This window comes from Haloplanus sp. (genome assembly GCF_028275055.1).
Classification (GTDB): domain Archaea; phylum Halobacteriota; class Halobacteria; order Halobacteriales; family Haloferacaceae; genus Haloplanus.
Genome location: NZ_JAQCNJ010000098.1, coordinates 1 through 20,441 on the forward strand (window position 1 = coordinate 1; position 20,441 = coordinate 20,441).

Sequence of the window (20,441 nt, forward strand, 5' to 3'; positions counted from 1 at the left end):
ACCCATCGCTTGGCTCGCTCGCACAGTGTCCCGACTGCGGGAGCACGAACACGACGAGTCGATGAGCCTCGTGTCCCGACGATCACCCGATCCAGCCGGGCGGAGGGTGCCAACCCACAGCGTTTTCACCGCCGCGGTGATTCGTCTGCTATGACACCGGTTCGGTCCGTGACCCACCGATCGACTCCGTTCCCGTCCCTGCGACGTGATCGTCTCCGGCGGCGCTCCCGACGGTGAGCGCCGACACCAGCCCCGGTGTCGGTCCCGGCCCCGGCCCCGACCCCGACCCCGACGAGGGCAACGCCGCCGATTCCGACCCCGGTCTCGGCCTCAAAGCCTGGGTGCTCGTCGCCGCCGTCGTCGTCGCCGTTCTCGTCGTCCCCATGGGCATCTACCTCTGGCCTGCCGCCGGCGGCGTTCTCGGCGCGCACTACCGGACCGCCATGCTCGTTCTCCCGTTGTTTCCGGCGATTCTGCTCGGTCTCGTCGCCGTCTGGTCGATGACCGTCGGCCGATCCAGATAACGGGCACGAGCGGTTCGATATAAACCCTATCGGCAAGACTTATATCGTGGTACACGATAGCACGCACCGAACGGTATGTTCGAAGAGTTCTCCGCCGGCTACTACCTCGGTCGACTGTACGTCGAACCCCACGACCACGACCACGGCCACGCGGTCATCCACGAAACCGACCACGAACGGGTGAACCAGCGGCTCTACGCCACCGACGAGGGCGTCGAACGGTTGGACACACCGCTCGTGATGAAACTCGACGGGGCACATTTCCCCGTCCACGGCGAGAAGGGGGTCCCGTCGGGGACGCTTGGCCTCCCTCCAAGCGTCGCCGGGGGCGACCGTGGCCTTCCCGAGCGACGTGAGGTGTTTCTCGCCAAACCCAATCGTGCGGCCGACCTCCTACGGTACGCGGGGTACGATCCGGCCGATTCGGCCGTCTAACCCCATCCGGTCCCCGTTCACCCCCCGCTCCACGGCTCGTGAGTGCCGCCGCGTCGCCACGAGGCCCTCGGTCGCTTCTGCACCGTCGTCGCCGCAGGGTAAAAGACGGCGGGGCACGCTCGCCTTCCTATGCTCGATAGGTTGCTCGGGCGGTCGGGGCTGAAAGCGCGCATCGAGGAACTCGAGGAGGAGAAGCGCCACTTGGAGCGTCGACTCGACGCCGAGAGCGACCGCCGGGCCGACGCGGTGACGGACCGACAGGCCGCCGAGAAGCGGGTCAACCGTCTCGAGGACCGGATCGCCGAACTCGAAGGCCGGCTCGACGAGGATTCGGCCGAGGCTCCCGACCTCACCCCCCGCGGGACCGAACTGCTTTGTGGCGGTCGTCTCGACGAGGTACTCACGCGGCTCCGGAGCGTCGAGACCGGCCGGGAGGGCGCGTTGACCGCCGCTGTCGGGGAGTCGGTGCCCGATGCCCTCGACGACGTTCTCGGCGACCGGACCGCCCTCGTCCGCCGTGCCGCGCCGTGTCTGGTCTGTGCCGACGACGCCGGCCTCGTGAGCGTTGCCCTCGACCCGCCGTTCTCCCCGGATCCGTTTGTCGAGTGGGGCACCGGCTTCCGCCTCGACAACGACTGGTTCCGGCCGCCCGCGGGCCTCACCGTCGCGCTGGTCCGTTCCGATCTGTTCGCCGTTGGCGTCGTCAACGATGGCACCCTCACCGACGTCGAAACCGTCGAGACGGACGTGCAGGCGACCCACTCGAAAGGCGGGTTCTCCCAGTCGCGGTTCGAACGCCGCCGCGACGAACAGGTGGCCGCCCACCTCGACGACTGCCGGGCGGTTCTCGACGGGCGCGACCCGGACCGCCTCGTTCTGCTGGGCGAACGGACCGTTCTCAACGAGTTGGACCGCGACGCCGTCGCCGTCGCACCCGTGGACGCGACCGGCGACCCGGAGGCAGCGCTCGACGACGCCTATCGCTCGTTTTCGGCCGTCGACCTGACGCTGTTGTGAGTCACCGGCTGCCCGACCACGACACGTTTCGCCCCGTGGCGGTCGTCTCGACCGATACACCCGATACGTAGTCGCCGTCCGGGCCGACGTACGTCGCCTCGCGCCCGCAGTCGGTCGTGAGCGAGCAGACCCGCGTCTCGGGCGGCCAGATAACGCGAATGCCCCTTACCGTCCGTTCGACGCTCACCGTCTGTCGGTACGTGACCGTCGTCCCCTGTGGCTCGACGAACGTCACGAGCAGCGTTACCTCGCTCACGCCGGTCGGAAGCGGGGCGGTTGCGTTCCCGACCGGGTCACGCCCGGTCACACCGGTTCGCCCCCCACCGACCTGCCACTTGACCGTCACCGAGTCGTCGACGCGGCCGATCCCGTATCTGGCGCTGCCGGCCTCCGTAACGATCCGCGCTCTCGCGGTCGTCGCCCGTGCCGGCACGCCGAGGGTCGTCGTCGCGGACACGCGGTCGCCCCGTTCGACGGATAACGGAACGAGCGCCGGATCGACCGCCGTCGTCGCGCCGGTCCAGTCGCCGCGGTAGGTGAAACGGTACGGCCGCCGGTCGCCGGTCGCATCGACGGTCTCGAACCGCTCGACGTCGCCGTCGTTCAACACGTAGAGCACATCGCCGTCAAGCCCCGGATCGTTGCGGAGATACTGGAACGGATGATTGAGCCAGTCGCCGTACGGAGTCGGGAGAAACACGACGGCGTCATCGAACGACCGCTTCTCGATGGGTTCGTACGTCGTCGCGAGGTTCGACGTGCGGAGGCGGTTCTCGTCGTACGGCTCCTCGACGGCGTCGACGGCCGCGACGCCGACGATGCCCGTCCCCATGAGGAGAGCGGCGACGAGAACGGCCCGTCGTTCCCGGCCGTCGACCCCTCGGGTCGCCGCCCGGACCCGTCCCCACAGAACGAACGCGCCGGCGGCGGCGAACGCGGACAACGGGAGAAGCAGGTCGAAATGGTAGTACGGCCCCAACAAACCGATCAGGCCGTTTTCCAAGCCGTTGAGTGTCCCCCAGAAGTAGGCGTTGCCGAGAACGACCGCCGGGACGAGGCCGACAACGACGACTCGGAGAGCCGGCGGGGCGAGCGTCGGGTCGGCGACCGACGGTCGGTCGGCGGGGAGGCGACGAAGGCCGACCAGCGCGAGGAGCGTGCCGATCGGACCGGCAACTGTCCACTCCGTCGACAGGGTGGCAAGCAGTCGGACGGTCGTCTCGGCGGCGAGCGTCGGCGTGTACAGTCGGTCGTACTCCAGCAGTTCGCGCCGGCCGAACCCGGGGCCGTCCTGCGGGCCGAACACCTGATACGGGAACAAGAACGCATCGCCGGTCACGAGCGCGTTGTAGCCGAGGGTCCCCCCGACACCCACGAGGCCGAGGCCGGTGACGGCGAGCAGTCTCGCGAGCGTCGGGCGGAAGCGATCCGACCCGCGTGTCCACCACAGCGACCCGAGCGCGTGAGCGATAAACGGCGCGGCGAAGCAGACGGCGGTGTAGGGTCGGGCAAAAAATGCGAGGCCGATGGCCGTGCCGGCGATGACCCCCCACCGCGGCGAGTCGCGGCGCATGGTCCGGACGTACGCCACCGCGAACACGAGGTTGAGAAGCGTTGTCGGGGCGTAGGGGAGAAAGACCGACGATGAGAACAGAAACAGGGGTGTGGCCGCGAGAACGACAACGGCGAGGCGGGCGATGCGCCGGCCGAACGCATCCATGGTAAGAACGTACACCAGCGCGGCGTTGCCTGCGGCGACGACGCCGAGGATCAGGTTCGGGTCGCCAAGCAGTCGTCCCACGGCGAAAAAGCCGGCTGCGACCGGGGCGTACTTCGAGTAGTACCGAAGGTCGCCGCCGGCGGCGTCCTCGACAAAAAACCACGGTCGCACGAGGTCACCGAGGGGACCGGGCCGAAGAAACAGCCGCCCCTCCAGCAGCATGGCCGCCTGCGTGAGGTAGACGCCCTCGTCGTCGTTGACGGAGTGATACGGAAAGAGGTCGACCGCCAGCCAGTAGACGACGACACCGGTGAGCGTGACCAGCACGGCGCCGAGAAGGTGGTCGCGACGGGGTCGACGGGGCACTATCGGGAATCGGATACCTCGGCCGGCCGCTGATCCCCCGGGAACCACGCGAGTTCGTGGTCGGAGTCGAGTTCGACTCGGACCCGCGTATCGAGCGGGATGGACTCGTCGTGATTGTGCATACACTGGACGCTCGTCTCGTCGTCGAGGCGGACCTCGTAGAGGATGGTCGGGCCGAGGTACCGCCGCGAGACGATCCGGCCGTCGGCGGCGTCGCCGTCAACGGGCATCGCCTTGATATCGTCCGGCCGAACGAGCACGTCGATCCGCGTTCGGTCGTAGGTGCTCGCCAGGCCGTTGATCTGGGACTGCGGGATGGGCCCGAGGCCGGTCGTCACCTCGCCGCCGTGGACGTAGCCCGGGAGAAAACTGGCGTGGCCGAGAAAGCCGGCGACGAATCTGGACTCGGGCTGTTGAAACACCTGTTCTGGATCGCCGACCTGCTCGATCCGACCGTCGTTCATGACGGCCACGCGGTCGCTGACCGACATCGCCTCCTCCTGATCGTGGGTGACGGAGACGGCGGTCACACCGGTCTTTTTGATTATCGAGCGGACCTCCTCGCGCATCTGGACGCGGAGGTCCACGTCCAAGTTGGAGAACGGCTCGTCCAACAGGAGGACCTCGGGTTCCGGTGCGAGCGAGCGCGCGAGTGCGACGCGCTGTTGTTGGCCGCCCGAGAGTTCGTCCGGGTAGGAGTCGCCCTGTGCCTCGAGTCCAACGAGGTCGAGCAGTTCGTCGACACGGGCCTTGCGGTCCTCGTCGCTCCAGCCCTCCAGCCCGAAGCCGACGTTCTCGGCGGCGGTCAGGTGGGGAAAGAGCGCGAACTCCTGGAAGACGACACCGACGCCGCGGTCCTCGGGCGCCACGAACCGGTCGGTTCCGGAGACGGTCGCGTCGTTGAGGACGACGGTGCCCGCGTCGGGACGTTCCAGCCCGGCGATGAGCCGGAGCGTCGTCGTTTTCCCACAGCCCGACGGACCGAGCAGGGTGAGGATCTCGCCTTCCTCGACCGACAGCGAGAGCTCCTCGATAACCCGTTCGGAGCCGTACGACTTGTCCACTCCGTCGAGTTCGAGAACGGTCGTACCGTCAGTGTCTGTCCGTCGATCCACCGTTCCGTTCGTTGCGTGCATCGTTCTATTTGACATCGTACCCCTCCTGTGAGAGAATGACAAGCATCGAGAGCCCGGAGACGCCCAGTAGGATGAGCGCGGGCACCGCCGCGTGGCCGTAGTAGCCCGACTCGGTCGCCGTCCAGATGTGGGTGACAAGGGTTTTGAACCCCGACGGCCGGAGCAACAGCGTCGCTGGCAGTTCCTTCATGGTCGTGAGAAAGACCAGCGCCGCGCCCCCGAGGAGGCCGGGGGCAATCAGCGGCAGCGTCACGGCGCGGAACGCGCCGAAGGAGGTGCGCCCGAGCGTCCGCGCCGCCTCGGGGAGCGCGGGGTTGACTCGGAGAAAGGAGGCCCGCATCGAACCGACCGCCTGTGGCAGAAACCGAATGACGTACGCCGCGACCAGCAGGTAGACCGTCTGGTAGAACGGCCGAGCGTACGACGTGCCCAGATAGACCAGCGCGAGGCCGAGCACCACGCCCGGCACAGCGTAGCCGACGTAGGTTGCCCGCTCGAAGGCATCGGCCAACCGAGAGCGGTAGCCGGCAGCGAGGTAGGCCACCGGCAGGCCGACGACCGTCGCGACGAGCGCCGCCCCGACCGCGACGCCGACGGAGTTGATCGCATACTCCGACCGAAAGGCGAGTGCGTTCCCGACCTCGGCGCCGCCCCGTGCCAACCACGTCAGCAGGATACCGAGCGGAACGAGCAACGCGAGACCCGCGACGGCCAGACAGGCCGCGAACGCGACGTACTTCCACGGACCGAGCCGGACGGTCCCGCCCGTCCGGCCGCCCTGCTGGCCGGCGTGCAGCGGTTCGTTGCCACGGACGTGCGATTCGAGGCCGAGAATGAGCAGGGTCACGGCGACCAGTTGCAAGGAGAGCAGCGAGGCGACGTCGCGGCCAAAGCTGGTGAACTCGACGTAGATAACGCGCGTGAAGGCGTCGAACTGCATGATCGCCGGCGTTCCAAAGTCGGAGAGGGTGTACAGCGCGACCAACAGCGATCCGGCGGTCACGGCCGGCCTGATCTGTGGCACCGTCACACGGCGGAACGCCCTCCACCGGCCGTGATCGAGCGTTCGTGCGGCGTCTATCAACGTCGTGTCCAGCGATTTCAGCGCCGCACGGGTCGTGATGAACACGTACGGATAGGTGTACAGCGTGATGACGAGTGCCGCGCCGGTGAAGCCGTAGATGTCGGGGAGCCGTTCGACGCCGAGTGGCGCGAGCAGTCGCTGGAACGCGCCCTGCGGGCCGAAGGCCGAGACGAACGCGAAGGCCCCGATGTAACTGGGGATGACCAGCGGGAGTGAGACGGCGACGGTGACCCCCCGACGGAACGGAAGGTCCGTCCGCACCGTCAGATACGCGAAGGGCACACCGATCAGCACCGAGGCGGCGGTGACGACGACGACGAGTGCGGCGCTGTTGAGAAACACCTGGACCGTCGCCGGCCGGGTCGAGATGGCAATCGCACCGTCGAGGCCAACGTTGAGGGCGGTCCTGACCAACCACACCAGCGGAAGCAACACCGCGGCCGCGACCGCGCCGCTCGCGATGGTCGTGGGGAGCGGGAGCCCCTCGCCTCCGTCGTCGACGGTGTGGTGATCGGCTGCCATGGCGTGGTGTCAGAGCATCCCGACATCGCGAAGGAGAGTGACCGTCCCTTCCAAGTCGGACAGCTGGGTTAGATCCAATCCTTCCGGGGGATTCAATTCATCGATACTCGGTAGCCGACCGATCGGGTCGATGCCGGGCACCATCGGGTACTCGAAGGTTTCGCGGGCGAAGTAGTCCTGTGCCTCGGCCGACAGTAGGTGGCGGACGAAGTCCGACGCGAGGTCGGGCGAGGACGCCGTATCCAGCACACAGGCCCCGGCGACGTTGAAAATCGAACCGGCGTCGCCCTGAGTGAAGGCGGTCGAGATAGGGGCGTCGGGTCGCCCGGCGAGCACCCGCTGGATATAATAATGGTTGGCGAAGCCGGCGCGGAGTTCGCCGTCGGCGACGGCCTGACTCACGAGAAACTCGTCGGCGTAGTTGGCGTCGAGGCCCAGTTCCAACATCCCCTCGAGCCACGACCGCGTTTCTTCCTCGCCGTTGAGTGCGCGCATCGCCGTAATGAACGCCTGAAACGAACTGTACGATGGGGCACAGGCGATGGCGTCGCGGAACGCCTCCGTCTCCGGAAACGCGAAGATATCGTCCGGGATGTCCGACTCTGAGAGCGCGTCCGTGTTGTATGGAACCGTCCGCGCCCGCCCGGACGTGCCGACCCACATCCCCTCCGGGTCGTAAAACTGGTCGGGAACGGCGTCGATGACCTCACTCGACAGTTCCATCGTGCGACCGCGGTCTTTGAGCGCGCCCAGTGACCCGGCGTTGACCGAGAAAAACACGTCAGCCGGGCTGTTTTCGCCTTCGGTTTCGATCTGGTTTACCAGATCCGCCGCAGCGTTGTACCGCGGTTGCACCGTCAGATCCGGGTAGAGATCCTCGATGAAAGAGATGAGCCGATCGACCAGTGGTTCGCCGCGGCCGGAGTAGAGGGTCAGTTCGCCGCTCAGTTCGGGCATCGCGGACATCGGGGTGCCACCCGAGAGGTCGCGTTCGCCGAACGGCGAGCGTCCGGAGCCGATCTGTCCCACCGTGTCGTCGCCGCCGCCACCGCCACCGTTGCCCCCACCGCCACCGTTGTCGCCACCGGACGAACCGCCGAGGAGTCCGCTACATCCGGCGATCGATGCGACACCGGCAACCCCTCCCATCCGCAGGATCCGTCGCCGAGAGCTTGGACTGTCGCGCATAGTTTCTTTAGGTCGCCCTAAATCACTTATACCTGCCGATTCGAGGAGGTGTCTTCCCGCCGGATCGTCGACTCCGGACGCTCGCTGTTGCCCCGCTCAGTCATCGGCTGGCACCGCTCGCGTCGCCGACCGGAGTTCGCCGAGACAGTCCAGCCAGTCGTGCATACACTCGCCGACGTGGGCGAGAAACTCACCGTTGCGGTAGTCGGCTTCGGCCGCGACCAACGCGTCGGCCATCGCCCCGAAGACCGTGGCGTACGCCTCGGCGTCCCGCCCCTCAACGACCGGATCCACGTCGTCGACCAGTTCCCAGAGGTGTTCGTTCAGTTCCAGCCCAGCCACCTCGTTGTGCAGGTCGTCGAACGTCGACCGCGGTGCCTTGTCGTGGCGACAAAGCGGGTCACCGCTGACGATCTGTTTGTCGAGTATGTCGGCGGCCCGTTTGAGAAACACCCCGCTCCAGATGTCGTCGAACCGGCCCACCGACCACTCGTTGTCGTCCATAGGGAGTTGGTAGAACGCGGGCACGACCTCCCGACGGAAGGCGAGGTTCATCGAACAGACGGTGAGATACTGTCCGGGTTCGGCGACGAAATCCGGGCCGAAGTCGTCGGCGGTGAGGCGTGTCTCGGCCTGTCCCTGTAGGTCGCCATCCATCAGAATCCGCACCGCGTCGAGGTCGGGTACGTTCGTCCACAGGCCCTGTGAGGCGACGACATCCGTGAGTTCGGTCTCGCCCGTTTCGGTCGTCTCGTCCATCGCGGAGTACGGGTAGCCACGGGGATAGAGGCCGTGTTCGTCAGCCCCGTGATACAGCACGTTCACCCAGTTCGTATCCGACCGCACCGACTCGACGGTTCGGTTCTCGGTCAGGTTGCCGATGTGCGTGCCAAAGAAGTCGACGGTGTCGTGGGGTCGGGTGTCGTCGTCGATAAAGACGGCGTAGGGGTGGTCGCTCACCCACAGGTACAGCAGGCCGAAGCTCGTCTGGGCGTGGCTCTTTGCCGGGATCAGGTGGCTGTACTCGCCGACGCCTTGCGACTCGAACCACTCCTCGCGCCGGCTCCCGTCGAACACCTCACCCTCGACGCCCAACTCGTCGAGCATCGCCTCCATCTCCCCCGTCGGACAGAAGTCCTCGGTCACCAGCACGAACTCCAGTCGGTCGGTGTCGAAGCCGTGCTTCTCGGCGTTCGCGACGTACGACCGCACGCATTCGTGCTCCCTGATCGTCGGTACGATCACACAGACGTCCGTCTCCATGGGACTCCTCTTTAGGGCCACCTAAAATAACTGTCGGTTAGGGCTGCCTAAACCGCTGGAGAACGGGTCGGTGACTCCATCCCGTTGGCCACGCCGTCGAGTCGTTCGCGTCGGTACCGACCGGACCCACGACGGACAGCCAACATCGCGGTCCCAGGCGTCGGTCATCCGTCCCGCCCGTTCGAACGGGGGACCGATACGATCGCACCGGCGTGGCCGCGATACGGCGCCGTGAGGACGGTGTCCCGGTCGTCCCGGGTATTCTCGACGATCTCGACTCGGTGGCGGTAGAGGCGGTCGGTGAGCGACCCCACGGTCGCAGTTCGAGGGTACGGCCTGCGCCCCCTCGCGCCGGCCCGCAACCGCAGGCAAGCGACGAGTTCATCGGCGTTCGTTCTCCGGACAACGCGGACGGCACCGTTGCGATCCCCCCACGATTTTAAGGGTCGATGTCGGAGCCGCCCACATGGATCGACAGTCGTTCTCCGCTCCGCCCGTCCACAACCCACGCCCCGCCGATCCGACCCGATGACCGGGGGCACGTACACGCTGTGTCTCGACCTCCCGCACGCCGTCGACGTCGAGGTCGGGGCATTGGGCGCCCACCGCCTCCCCGCGGGCGGGTACGCCTACACCGGGAGCGCCCTCGGGAGTGGTGGGTTCACGCGCGTCGACCGCCACCGCCGGGTCGCGACCGGCGAGAACGACACCCGACACTGGCACGTCGACTACCTCACCGGCCACCCCGCGACCGAACTCGTCACCGTCATCACGTCCGGTGGCGTCGACGCCGAGTGTCGGATCGCGAGGCGGCTTCCGGACGGACCGGTTCCGGAGTTTGGCGCGTCGGACTGTGACTGTCGGTCACACCTCGCGATGACCGACCGGATCACGACGCTGATCGACGCCGCCGAGTCGGCACATGCGGCGGAGAACTGATCCGACCGGCCCCGTCGTGGCCGGGACACACACCCGACCGACGACCGATGGTGACGGGTTCGCTTGTCGTGACGGATCGGCCCATCGAGCGGGCGGCTACGGTGCGTCCGGACGACCCCCGCAAGGCGGTCGACCCCGGGCGTGTTGCTCTCGGCCGAACGGAACCGGACGGGACGGGACGACTCCCCTGGCGCCCGTTCCCGCCGGGACACCGACCGGGGCGGAGACGGGGCTGGGTAGCCATCGCGACGGCGTTCCTGTTGGCCCCCTCGGCAACGACGACCTCGGAGCCGCTCGGTTGGCGCTTTTTATGATCGCCCGCGGACGGCGGCGACACCTGTCGACCGCTAAAGCGCGTCGGCGAGAACCTCGATCGGCGTCGGGGGTTTCTCGTCGTACTCGTCGCCCAGTTGGGTTCGACAGGACGCGCCGGGCGCGACGACCCGGTCGCCCGAACTGTTCTCGACCTGGTCGAACAGGATCGAGCCGATGGCCTGACTCATCGAGAAGTGTTCGACCTCGTAACCAAACGAGCCTGCCATCCCACAACAGCCCGAATCGAGGGGGTCGACCCCGTATCCGGCGCGGCGCAACACACCGACCGCGTGGTGGTCCTTTCGCGTCGACTTCTGGTGGCAGTGGCCGTGGTAGGTGAGCGTCTCGTCGGGCGCGTCGGTCGCGAGGCTCTCGTCCAACCGGAAGGTGTCGAGATACTCCATGACGCCGTATGTGTTTTCGGCGACCGTCTCGACGTCGTCGGACAGGGTCCGACTGTCACCGGCTTCGCCGGTTGCCCGAGGCGTCTCCGACGCCTCGCTGCCCGAGGAGCGTGGTTCCTCGCTGTCCGCCGCCGAGAGGAGGTCGAGGTAGTCGGACTGGAACATGACCGCGTCGGAGGGTTCGACCACCACCACGTCCCAGCCGTCCCGAACCCGGGGCGCGAGGGCATCGACGTTCGTCGCCGCCTGCTCGCGGGCCGTGTCGAGAAAGCCCTTCGAGAACGGTGGCCGGCCGCTCCCGGTCACCCCATCCGGGATCCTGACGTGAACGCCGGCCGCCTCCAACACCTCGACCGCCGCCCTGCCAGCAGACGGGGCGTTGTAATTGGTGTAGGAGTCCGGAAACATGAGTACGCGACGCTCGGCCTCGGTCTCGGGCACCTGTGCCCCGCCGCGGGCGACAAACCAGTCTTCGAGGCTCTCGCGGTGGAAGGTCGGCAGTGACCGGTCTCTCGCGACACCCACCGTTTTTTCCATCAGTGTGCGAGCGCCCGGCACCTTTCCAGCCCAGTTCGACAACGGGGCCAGCGCCGATCCGACCGCGTTCAGCCGATCGATGTTCGCGAACAGTTTGTCACGCAGCGACGACCCGTGGCGCTGGTGATGTTCGTGGGTGACCTCGGCTTTCATCTTGGCGAGGTCGACCTCACTGGGGCAGTCCTTCGAACAGCCCTTACAGCCGATACACAGGTCGAGCACCTCGTGCATGAACTCCACGTCGGTGGCGTCGCCGTCGAGGTCGCCGCTCATCGCCTGTCGGAGCAGGTTCGCCCGGCCCCGGGTACTGGTGATCTCCTCCTGACTCGCCCGGTATGTCGGACACATCACACCTCCGGTCGTCTCCTGTGGACCGCGACAGCCTCCACAGCCGTGACACAGTTCGACCATGCCCTGAAAGCCGTTCTCGTTGTCCCAGTCGAGTTCGGGGTCGAACCCGGCGTCGAAGTCGTAGTCGGACCCGAATCGGAGGTTCTCGGTCATATCCACGTCGCCACAGATGTTTCCGGGATTGAGCAGCCAGTCCGGATCGAACGCGTGCTTGAGGTCGCGGAACGACTCCCAGAGGCGGTCGCCGTACAGTTTCCGGTTCCACTGGGTCCGTGCGCGGCCGTCGCCGTGTTCGCCCGACACGGAGCCGTCGTATTTCACGACGAGGTCGGTCGCGGCATCCGCGATGGACTCCATCTGCCCGACACCCTCGACGGTCTTCGTGTTGATCAGCGGCCGGATGTGGAGAACGCCGGGGCCGGCGTGGGCGTAGTAACTCGCAAACGTCTCGTGGTCGTCGAGGATGGCCTGGAAGTCGGCCACGTAGTCGGGGAGATTCTCCGCCGGAACGGCGGTGTCCTCGATGTACGCGATGTGTTTCTCGTCGCTGGTTCGCCCGAGCAGGATCGGGAGCCCGGATTTGCGCATCTTCCAGAACTTCTCTCGGGTTTCCGCGTCGTGGGCCTCCATCACGTCGCGCGCCAGTCGGGGTGTGTCCGTCCGCTCGGCTGCCCCGTCCCGTGGCGCGCTTTCGGTCGCTGCGTTGCCCACACGGTCGGCGACGAGGTCGGCGACCTTCTGCCGGCCGTCCTCGTCGCTCTCGGCGTAGAACTCCACGAGAAGCACCGAGTCGGTCCCCGCCGGTAGCAGGCCGACCACGTCCGCAAACTCCGAGGTTTCCCGAGCCAGATCGAGCAACACGTCGTCCATCACCTCGACCGCGGCCGGGTCGTGTTCGAGGATCGGCGCGACGTCGTTCATCGCGTCGAGCAGGTCGTCGTAGGTGAGCATCGCGACCGCCTTTGTCTCCGGGAGCGGTTCCAACGAGACGGTCGCCTCGGTGACGATAGCGAGCGTTCCTTCGCTCCCGGCGAGCAGTCGGCCGAGGTTGACGGATCCGGACTCGGCCTCGTCGATCAACACGTCGAAGTTGTACCCCGAGACGTTGCGCTTGAGGTCGGGATACCGGTCGCTAATCTCGTCGGCGTCCTCGCCGATGATCCGGGCCACCTCGGCGTAGATCCGTTCCGTCACGGTTCCGTCGGGGTCGCCCCCATCCCGTAGGTCCTCGACCGCGACCTCGCCGAACGTCGTCACCGTGCCGTCGGCGAGAACCGCCTCGACCTCCTCGACGTAGGCGTCGGTCTTCCCGTATTTCAGGGAGTGTGCGCCGGTGGAGTTGTTACCGATCGCCCCTCCGAGCGCGCTCTTATCTCCCCACGCAGGATCGGGCGCGAACTTCAATCCGTGGGGCTTGAGTACGCTGTTGAGGTCGCCCAGATACACGCCGGCCTGTGCGCGGGCGCGTCTGTCGTCCGGATCCGTCTCCAGCACGTCGTCCATCCGCTTGGTGAAATCGAGAACAACCGCCTCGTTGACCGTCTGCCCGGCGAGGCTGGTCCCGCCCCCACGAGGCAGCACAGGGATCTCGCGGTCGGCACAGTACTCAACGACCGCGGAGACGTCCGCAGTCGAGGTAGGGAAGACAACACCGATCGGCGTCACCTCGTAGGCACTGGCGTCGGTGGCGTACAGTTGCCGGGAGTACTCGTCGAAGCGCACGTCGCCGTCGACCAGGTCGTCGAGGTCCTCGACCATTCCTGGGCGGTCGACATCCTCGCTTCGATAGTCGTAATCGCCAGCCAACGCGGGGTCGTCGGCGGAGTCGCCTATCGTTGCCATTGACCGCCACTTGGTGTATAGCCGGATAAAGTGCAGGTTCTCACCGGCGTCGCCACGCCGCTGCTCCGACGGATGTGACCTCCGCCACCCGATCGACCAACTAAGAACGTTGATAATAATATATTACTTAGTTCTCTCGATACTTCGGCGGAGTCTTTCCCAATAATTTATATCCGATAAATCTAGCGGGCTGAATAGATCATGTACACGCCGATCCGATTGACTATCAGCTATCTGACTGTATCGAAGTATAGACAGGTGAAATGTACATGGTAACCGGCGTCGAAACCGCGTTGGCGGCGCTCCCGCTCGTTCTCGCGGGTGCCCTGCTCGTCGGCTTTCTTTGGCCCGCAACGCGGGCGATGCCCATCGCGTGGGTTACGGCACTCGCCGTTGGCTACGTGGCTTGGAACATGCCCACAAACTGGCTCGCGGCCAGTTCTATCTCGGGCGTGATGACCGCAATCGAGATCCTCTGGATCGTCTTCGGCGCGTTGTTGCTCCTGTACACGCTGATGGAGGCCGGCGCGTTCGACCGTATCAACAAGGGCTTCGCGGCGGTCAGCGACGACCGCCGGGTGCAGATCGTGTTGATCGGTTTCTTTCTCGCGACGTTCATCGAGGGGGCAGCAGGCTTCGGGACGCCCGCGGCTGTCGTCGCACCCCTGATGCTGGGGCTCGGCTTCCCGGCGCTGGCGGCGGTCGTCGCCGCGATCATCGGCCACATCATCGCCGTCACCTACGGCGCGGTCGGCACGCCCATCGTCGTCGGGATCCGCGACCCGTTGTCCACGGCCGGCTTCGGCGAAGCCATCCAGGCCGGCGGGTTCACCGTCACCGAGTACTCCAACCAGGTCGCGGCGTGGGCGGCAACCTACCACGCCCTCGTCGGCTTCGTCATGCCCCTCTTTGCCGTCGGGATGGTCGTCTACTTCTTCGGCGGCGAGGATCGCTCGTTAACGCCCGCGTTGGAGGTCGCGCCGCTGTGCCTGTTCTCGGGTATCGCCTTTGCGATCCCGTACTGGGTCTCAGCGTGGTATATCACCGCGGAGTTCCCCAGCCTCATCGGGTCGATGGTCGGGGGGGCTATCACCGTGAGCGCCCTCCGGGCCGGCTACCTGCTTCCAGACTCGGAGTGGGACTTCCCGCCTCGCGAGGAGTGGCCCGACCACTGGGTCGGGACGATCGAACCCGGACAAAGCGGTGGGCGCGCGGACGCCGCCACCGACGGCGGGACCGTCACCTCCGACATGTCGCTGGGTAAGGCGTGGTCGCCGTACGTGATCCTCGTGGTTCTGCTCGTGATCACGCGCGCCGTTGGTCCCATCTCCTCGTTTATCAACCGTCCGTCGTTCGTGATCTCGTGGAGCGAGATTCTGGGCACCTCCATCTCCAACGGTATCGGGTGGATGAACGTGCCGGGCTTTTGGCTCATCGTCAGCGCCGTTCTCGCCATTCCGATCTTCGGAATGTCGGGCGACGAGGTGTCGGCAGCGTGGAAAGAAACCGCGCGAAAGATCGTCTCGCCGTTTATCGCGCTGATCTTCGTTATCGCGATGGTGCAGGTGATGCTCAACTCCGGTGCCCACCCCGGCGCCCCGGAAGCGGGCAGCATGATCGTCGTTCTCGCGACGCTCACCGCCGACATTCTGGGTCCGGTCTACCCGTTTTTCGCCGCGCTTATCGGCGCTCTCGGGGCCGCGATGGCCGGATCGAACACCGTCTCGAACATCACCTTCAGCGGTTTCCAGTTCGAGGCCGCACAACAACTCGGCCTCCCGACACAGATCATCGTCGGCGCACAGGCCGTCGGCGGGGCCATCGGGAACCTCGTCGCCGTCCACAACGTCGTTGCCGCCGTGGCGACCGTCGGACTGGTCGGCCAGGAAGGGCGCGTGATGCGGTTCAACCTCGTTCCGTTGCTCTACTACGCGCTTGGGGTCGGAACGCTCGCGATGTTGTTCAGTTACGTCGTCTTCCCGACGGTGTTCTGAGGCAAAACGGCTGACGCGGTCTTTTGTAGTGCGGTCGTCGCGTGCGTCGCGGCGGTGCCCGATCACCACCGCGGGACCGAAGCTACAAAATAGGCGAGTGCCAACGCCGATCCATGGCTACGACGACCACGACACTTTCGACGTTCGAGGATGCCCTCGACTCCCTCGGCGTCGACTGTACACGAACGACGGTCGAAGCGTTCGCGACGACGCTCGATGGGATCGTCCGCGACCCCGCGGTCGGCGTTCCCCTTCCTTTTAATATCGAGTACCCCGAGTCGGTCGCGGTTGACCCGACCGCCGCCGACCTAGAACGCGCGGCAACGGGGGTCACTCCCGCCAGCCTCGGTGTCGCGAACTACGGGAGTGTCCTGCTGCCTTCGACCGCCGACGGAACCGAACCGGTCAGCCTTTATCCGGAACTGCACGTTCCCGTCGTCCGGGCGAGCGACGTTGTTCCCGGCCTGCCCGAGGCGATAGACCACTTCGGTGAGGTGGCCGGCGACCGCGCCGAAAGCACCATCGTCGCCACGGGCCCGAGCGCCACCGCCGACATGGGTGCGCTCGTTCTCGGCGCGCACGGTCCCGAAACGGTCCATGTGGTGATGCTCGATGAGTAACAGCACGGACACGGACGACAAAGCCGCCGAGATTCGACGGTTGATGGCGACCGAAGGTTCCGCCATCGAGGAGAACACGAAGGGGTTCAACGAGAAGCGAAAACAGGCCGTCACCGGCCTCGAAAACTACGAAGAACTCCGAACACGGGCGCGTGAGATCAAGGAGGACGCCATCGACCGACTCCCGGAGTTGATCGAGGACCTCCGCGCGTCCATCGAGGAGAACGGCGGCCACCTCTACCTCGCCGACGACGCCGCCGATGCCAACCGGTACGTCCGCGAGGTGGTCGCCGAGGAGAACGCTGACCGGGTGGTCAAAAGCAAGTCGATGACCACGGAGGAACTCGACGTCAACGACGCCCTCGAAGCCGACGGAATCGACGTGGTCGAGACGGACCTCGGCGAGTGGGTCGTCCAGTTGGCCGACGAAACGCCCTCTCACCTGATCGCCCCGGCCATCCACCGGTCGCGGGAGAGCATCGCCGACCTGTTCGCGGAGACGTTCGATCCAGAGGACCCACCGGAGACGGCGGACGAACTCACCGGGTTCGCCCGGGAACGGCTGGGCGAACTCATCCGCGACGCCGACGTGGGGATGACCGGCGCGAACTTCGTCACCGCAGACACCGGAACGATGGCACTCGTGACAAGCGAGGGCAACGCCCGGAAATGTGCGGTGACGCCCGACACCCACATCGCCGTCGCCGGCGTCGAGAAGGTGGTCCCCTCGACTGACGACCTCTCGCCGTTTCTCGAACTGCTCGCCCGGTCGGGCACGGGACAGGATCTCACCGCCTACGTCTCCCTGCTCACCCCGCCGGTCGACTCGCCGACCCTCGACTTCGACGACGACGAGACGCCTCTCTCGGAGCGCGACTCCGACCGCGAGTTCCACCTCGTTCTCGTCGACAACGGCCGGATGGCGATGCGAGAGGACGACCAACTCCGCGAGACGCTGTACTGCATCCGGTGTGGACAATGCTCCAACTCCTGTGCCAACTTCCAACACGTCGGCGGCCACGGCTTCGGCGGCGAGACGTACTCCGGCGGCATCGGCACCGGCTGGGAGGCCGGCGTCGAGGGCCTCGACACCGCGGCCGAGTTCAACGACCTCTGCACCGGCTGTTCGCGTTGTGTCAACGGCTGTCCGACAAAGATCGACATCCCGTGGATCAACACGGTCGTCCGTGACCGGGTGAACCGCGGCGAGGCGCCCGAAGGAACCGATTTCCTCGTCGAGGGTCTCACCCCCGACGAAGAGCCTGGCGGACTCGATATAGACAAGCGCCTTTTCGGCAACTTCGAGACGCTGGCGAAACTCGGGAGCGCGACCGCCCCTGTCTCCAACTGGCTCGCGGACACCGCACCCGCCCGGTGGGCGCTCGAACGTGTCGCCGGCGTCGACACGCGGCGTGACCTCCCTGAATTCGAACGCGAGACGCTCGTCGACTGGTTCGATCGCCGCGCCTCAACCGTCCCCGATCCGACCCGGGAGGTCGTTCTCTATCCCGACGTGTACACCAACCACGTGCAGGTCGAACGCGGGAAAGCCGCGGTCCGGGCGCTGGAGGCACTCGGCGTCTCGGTCCGAGTGCCGTCGGTTCCCTCCAGCGGCCGCGCCCCGCTCTCACAGGGCATGATCGCGACCGCCGAGGACCACGCCCACGACGTGTACGGCCGTCTCGCCGAACATATCGACGCCGGTCGGGACGTTGTCGTGATCGAACCCTCGGATCTCGCCATGTTCGACCGCGAGTACGAGCGCTTCCTCCCCGAGGCGTCCGTCGAACGACTCCAGGCGCACAGCTACGAGATCATGGAGTACGTCTACGGACTGCTGGAAAACGGTGCCGACGCGGCCGCCCTCCGTGGCGGTGACGAGGCCGTCGCCTACCACGCCCACTGCCAGCAGCGAACCCTTGGTCTCGACGCCCACACCGTGACCGTTCTCGAAGACCTGGGCTACGACGTGGTCACCTCGGACGTGGAGTGTTGCGGGATGGCCGGCTCCTTCGGCTACAAGTCGGACTACTACGATCTAAGTATGGACGTGGGTGACGACCTCGCGGAACAGTTCACGGCCACGGACACCCGCGACCGCGAGGTGGTCGCCAGCGGCACCTCCTGTCTCGAACAGCTTGACGCCCTGCTCTCGCGGCGGCCCACACATCCGATCCAACTGGTCGCACCACGGTAGCCACGGCCGTCACCATCCGCGAACTATTAATACCCGTCATGAACAGGGTGTGGACATGGACGCCACGCCACAGGAGATCACGACGCTCGTCGGGCGCGAGGTGTACTCGAACAACGGGGTTTTCGTCGGCGAGGTCGAGGACGTTCGCCTCGACCTCGGCGGCCAAACCGTCACCGGCCTCGCGCTCGGTGAACTCAGTCAGGAACTGTTCGCCGGTCGCATCGAGTCCGGAAAAGGTGTCATGATTCCATACCGGTGGGTCCGCGCGGTCGGCGACGTGATCCTGATCAACGACGTGGTAGAACGACTCGAAGACGACGACGAGAACGACGATGTCGTCGCCTGACCCGAGTCGTCAGCCCCCGTTCCCCGTTTCTCCGGTGCTCTCGACACCCATCGCGTCGAACAACTTCTTGCGGACCGCCTCCTCGGCCAGCGAGAGAAGCGTATCGCGGTTGTCCTCGCTCGCTTCGATACCCGTAAAGAGGCCAAGCGGGATCTCGACGCTTCCTTGCGTGGAGTGGCCGCCCGCCTCCCCGACGCCACCGTAGGCGTCGTCGAGAACGTTCCCGATGTTGATGCGGATGTCCTTGGACCGCGCGGCGAGATAGATGGTGTCGTCGGCGATGCCAAACACGGCCGTCGTGGTGATCCCCTCCAGGTTCAGGAGGTGTTGTGCCGCCTGTGCGAGGGCGTCACGGTCGCGGACGAACCCCGCGTTCGAGACGAGGTGACTCCCCTGCACCTGCCGGCTCTGGATCGCCTCCGCAAGCACGTCGAGTGTCTCCGGCGACATCGACGGCGACTCCACCTGTTCGAGCGTATCGTGGTCGGCGAAGGGGTAGAGATACGCCGCCGCCGTCAGGTCTGCCGGCGTCGTGTCCCGTTTGAAATCGAGGGTTTCGGCGCGGATACCGTACAACAGCGCGGTCGCAACCGCCTCGGTCGGCGAGGGGTCGAACTCCTGGATATACTTCGTGAGGATGGTCGACATCGCGGAGACGTTCGGCCGCACGTCGACAAAATCGGCGTCGTAATCGGTCTCGGGGTCACAACGGTCGATGAAAATCTCGACATCGGTGTCGAGACTGAGTTCCCCCGACTTCATGTGATCGACCAGCGCGACCAACGGGTAGTTCTCCAGCGACTCCACCTCGGAGAGCGCGAGCAGTTCGATACCGAGCAGATTCACGAACGCTCGGTTTTCCTGGTGCCCGATGTCGCCGTCGTAAAGAATGTCCGCCTCCACGCCGTGGGACTCGGCGATGTCTTGGAGCGCAACCGCGCTCGCGATGGAGTCCGGATCGGGGTTGTCGTGTGTCATGATGGCGAGTTTCCCGTCGGTCGATCCGAGGAGGTCCACGAGTTGCTGGGCCTTGTACTCCAACTCGCCCGTCTCCAGTGCGCGCAACGCGGACTCCGCGATCACCTGCGAGGGATTGATAACCACGTCGGCCCCCGATTCGGTGAGTTTGTCCTCGGACACGGGATCGGACGCCCGGACGATGATCAACTGGTCGCCGCCTCGTTCCCTGATCATCGACACCGCCGCCTCGTTCACCTCCACGTCCGACGCGAGAATGAGGAGCACGTCCCTGTCTGCCACCATGTCCGCGACCTCCTCGTCGCGGATATCCGTCCGGCGCGCGTCGAGATCCTGATCGCGGAGTGCTTCGACACGGCTCTCGTCCCGATCAAGGATCAACACGTCCTGGCCGTCCTCGGCGAGGTCCTCGGCCACAGCGTGACCGACGCTCCCGCAACCGAGGATCGCGTACGAGGACATCGTCGAGACTGGAGCCACAGTACCCATGTGATCCGACGTATCGTAGCGTCTCACTTAACGCCGTCCCTTCGTCCTACCGGGGGCGAAGGGAAACGCCTTTTAGTTGCCCACCGATAGAATCCGATGAGGGCCGGTAGCTCAGATAGGTAGAGCGACGGACTCTTAATCCGTCGGTCGGGGGTTCAACTCCCTCCCGGCCCG

15 protein-coding genes and 1 tRNA gene are annotated in these 20,441 nt (G+C 66.1%); 9 read left to right on the forward strand and 7 right to left on the reverse strand.

The genetic code is table 11. The annotated features are described in order from the left end of the window. Positions 1-233 precede the first annotated feature (233 nt). The 3 genes from Q0925_RS11850 (at position 234) to Q0925_RS11860 (ending at position 1,976) form a co-directional block, all read left to right on the forward strand. On the forward strand, positions 234-524 hold the full coding sequence (locus Q0925_RS11850) for a hypothetical protein (RefSeq protein ID WP_299335774.1): 291 nt from the start codon (positions 234-236) through the stop codon (positions 522-524). A gap of 75 nt (positions 525-599) precedes the next feature. Then, complete coding sequence (locus Q0925_RS11855) at positions 600-959, forward strand: DUF5802 family protein (RefSeq protein ID WP_299335776.1); 360 nt, start codon at positions 600-602, stop codon at positions 957-959. Between the two features lie 129 nt (positions 960-1,088). Then, complete coding sequence (locus tag Q0925_RS11860; protein ID WP_299335778.1) at positions 1,089-1,976, forward strand: Vms1/Ankzf1 family peptidyl-tRNA hydrolase; 888 nt, start codon at positions 1,089-1,091, stop codon at positions 1,974-1,976. A gap of 1 nt (position 1,977) precedes the next feature. On the opposite strand, the gene Q0925_RS11865 is transcribed toward Q0925_RS11860, so the two are convergent. The 5 genes from Q0925_RS11865 to Q0925_RS11885 all read right to left on the reverse strand — a co-directional run bounded on the left by Q0925_RS11865 (position 1,978) and on the right by Q0925_RS11885 (position 9,255). Next, complete coding sequence (locus Q0925_RS11865; RefSeq protein WP_299335780.1) at positions 1,978-4,062, reverse strand: ArnT family glycosyltransferase; 2,085 nt, start codon at positions 4,060-4,062, stop codon at positions 1,978-1,980. Beyond that, positions 4,062-5,213 carry an ABC transporter ATP-binding protein gene (locus Q0925_RS11870; protein WP_414652116.1) on the reverse strand — a complete coding sequence of 384 codons (1,152 nt, stop codon included), beginning with the start codon at positions 5,211-5,213 and terminating at the stop codon, positions 4,062-4,064. Before Q0925_RS11870 ends, Q0925_RS11865 begins: the two co-directional genes overlap by 1 nt. Then, positions 5,203-6,804, reverse strand: a complete 1,602-nt coding sequence (locus Q0925_RS11875; RefSeq protein WP_299335782.1) for an ABC transporter permease — start codon at positions 6,802-6,804, stop codon at positions 5,203-5,205. The genes Q0925_RS11870 and Q0925_RS11875 overlap by 11 nt, the downstream gene beginning before the upstream one ends. A gap of 9 nt (positions 6,805-6,813) precedes the next feature. Continuing rightward, positions 6,814-7,992, reverse strand: coding sequence for an extracellular solute-binding protein (locus tag Q0925_RS11880; RefSeq protein WP_299335784.1), 1,179 nt, complete (start codon positions 7,990-7,992; stop codon positions 6,814-6,816). A gap of 96 nt (positions 7,993-8,088) precedes the next feature. Next, a complete protein-coding gene (locus Q0925_RS11885) occupies positions 8,089-9,255 on the reverse strand; it encodes an alpha-1 4-glucan-protein synthase (RefSeq protein ID WP_299335786.1) in 1,167 nt (388 codons plus the stop codon). Positions 9,256-9,783: 528 nt separating this feature from the next. On the opposite strand from Q0925_RS11885, the gene Q0925_RS11890 reads away from it, so the two are divergent. Beyond that, the gene (locus Q0925_RS11890; protein WP_299335788.1) at positions 9,784-10,194 is read left to right on the forward strand and encodes a GIY-YIG nuclease family protein; all 411 of its coding nucleotides are present in this window, start codon (positions 9,784-9,786) and stop codon (positions 10,192-10,194) included. 347 nt (positions 10,195-10,541) lie between these two features. Here the strand turns inward: Q0925_RS11890 and Q0925_RS11895 are convergent, their stop codons facing one another. Further along, the gene (locus Q0925_RS11895; protein ID WP_299335790.1) at positions 10,542-13,643 is read right to left on the reverse strand and encodes an FAD-binding and (Fe-S)-binding domain-containing protein; all 3,102 of its coding nucleotides are present in this window, start codon (positions 13,641-13,643) and stop codon (positions 10,542-10,544) included. Positions 13,644-13,912: 269 nt separating this feature from the next. Here Q0925_RS11895 and Q0925_RS11900 point away from each other — a divergent pair, with 269 nt between their 5' ends. The 4 genes from Q0925_RS11900 to Q0925_RS11915 all read left to right on the forward strand — a co-directional run bounded on the left by Q0925_RS11900 (position 13,913) and on the right by Q0925_RS11915 (position 18,800). Then, positions 13,913-15,637 carry an L-lactate permease gene (locus tag Q0925_RS11900; RefSeq protein WP_299335792.1) on the forward strand — a complete coding sequence of 575 codons (1,725 nt, stop codon included), beginning with the start codon at positions 13,913-13,915 and terminating at the stop codon, positions 15,635-15,637. Positions 15,638-15,750: 113 nt separating this feature from the next. Next, positions 15,751-16,257 (forward strand): LUD domain-containing protein, encoded by a 507-nt coding sequence (locus Q0925_RS11905; RefSeq protein ID WP_299335794.1) that lies wholly within the window; start codon positions 15,751-15,753, stop codon positions 16,255-16,257. Further along, positions 16,250-18,454 carry an LUD domain-containing protein gene (locus Q0925_RS11910; RefSeq protein ID WP_299335797.1) on the forward strand — a complete coding sequence of 735 codons (2,205 nt, stop codon included), beginning with the start codon at positions 16,250-16,252 and terminating at the stop codon, positions 18,452-18,454. Before Q0925_RS11905 ends, Q0925_RS11910 begins: the two co-directional genes overlap by 8 nt. Before the next feature lie 55 nt (positions 18,455-18,509). Further along, positions 18,510-18,800, forward strand: a complete 291-nt coding sequence (locus Q0925_RS11915; RefSeq protein WP_299335799.1) for a PRC-barrel domain-containing protein — start codon at positions 18,510-18,512, stop codon at positions 18,798-18,800. A gap of 9 nt (positions 18,801-18,809) precedes the next feature. Here Q0925_RS11915 and Q0925_RS11920 read toward each other — a convergent pair whose 3' ends face one another. After that, on the reverse strand, positions 18,810-20,267 hold the full coding sequence (locus tag Q0925_RS11920; protein WP_299335801.1) for a DHH family phosphoesterase: 1,458 nt from the start codon (positions 20,265-20,267) through the stop codon (positions 18,810-18,812). Positions 20,268-20,367: 100 nt separating this feature from the next. Here Q0925_RS11920 and Q0925_RS11925 point away from each other — a divergent pair. After that, a tRNA-Lys gene (locus tag Q0925_RS11925) sits at positions 20,368-20,441 on the forward strand.

What these genes read in the sequence shown, in the direction of transcription:
- Q0925_RS11855 (WP_299335776.1), top strand. Translation starts at nt 600, where the DNA reads ATGTTCGAAGAGTTCTCCGCCGGCTACTACCTCGGTCGACTGTACGTC.
- Q0925_RS11860 (WP_299335778.1), top strand. Translation starts at nt 1,089, where the DNA reads ATGCTCGATAGGTTGCTCGGGCGGTCGGGGCTGAAAGCGCGCATCGAG.
- Q0925_RS11870 (WP_414652116.1), bottom strand. Translation starts at nt 5,213, where the DNA reads ATGTCAAATAGAACGATGCACGCAACGAACGGAACGGTGGATCGACGG.
- Q0925_RS11875 (WP_299335782.1), bottom strand. Translation starts at nt 6,804, where the DNA reads ATGGCAGCCGATCACCACACCGTCGACGACGGAGGCGAGGGGCTCCCG.
- Q0925_RS11880 (WP_299335784.1), bottom strand. Translation starts at nt 7,992, where the DNA reads ATGCGCGACAGTCCAAGCTCTCGGCGACGGATCCTGCGGATGGGAGGG.
- Q0925_RS11885 (WP_299335786.1), bottom strand. Translation starts at nt 9,255, where the DNA reads ATGGAGACGGACGTCTGTGTGATCGTACCGACGATCAGGGAGCACGAA.
- Q0925_RS11890 (WP_299335788.1), top strand. Translation starts at nt 9,784, where the DNA reads ATGACCGGGGGCACGTACACGCTGTGTCTCGACCTCCCGCACGCCGTC.
- Q0925_RS11895 (WP_299335790.1), bottom strand. Translation starts at nt 13,643, where the DNA reads ATGGCAACGATAGGCGACTCCGCCGACGACCCCGCGTTGGCTGGCGAT.
- Q0925_RS11900 (WP_299335792.1), top strand. Translation starts at nt 13,913, where the DNA reads ATGGTAACCGGCGTCGAAACCGCGTTGGCGGCGCTCCCGCTCGTTCTC.
- Q0925_RS11905 (WP_299335794.1), top strand. Translation starts at nt 15,751, where the DNA reads ATGGCTACGACGACCACGACACTTTCGACGTTCGAGGATGCCCTCGAC.
- Q0925_RS11910 (WP_299335797.1), top strand. Translation starts at nt 16,250, where the DNA reads ATGAGTAACAGCACGGACACGGACGACAAAGCCGCCGAGATTCGACGG.
- Q0925_RS11915 (WP_299335799.1), top strand. Translation starts at nt 18,510, where the DNA reads ATGGACGCCACGCCACAGGAGATCACGACGCTCGTCGGGCGCGAGGTG.
- Q0925_RS11920 (WP_299335801.1), bottom strand. Translation starts at nt 20,267, where the DNA reads ATGGGTACTGTGGCTCCAGTCTCGACGATGTCCTCGTACGCGATCCTC.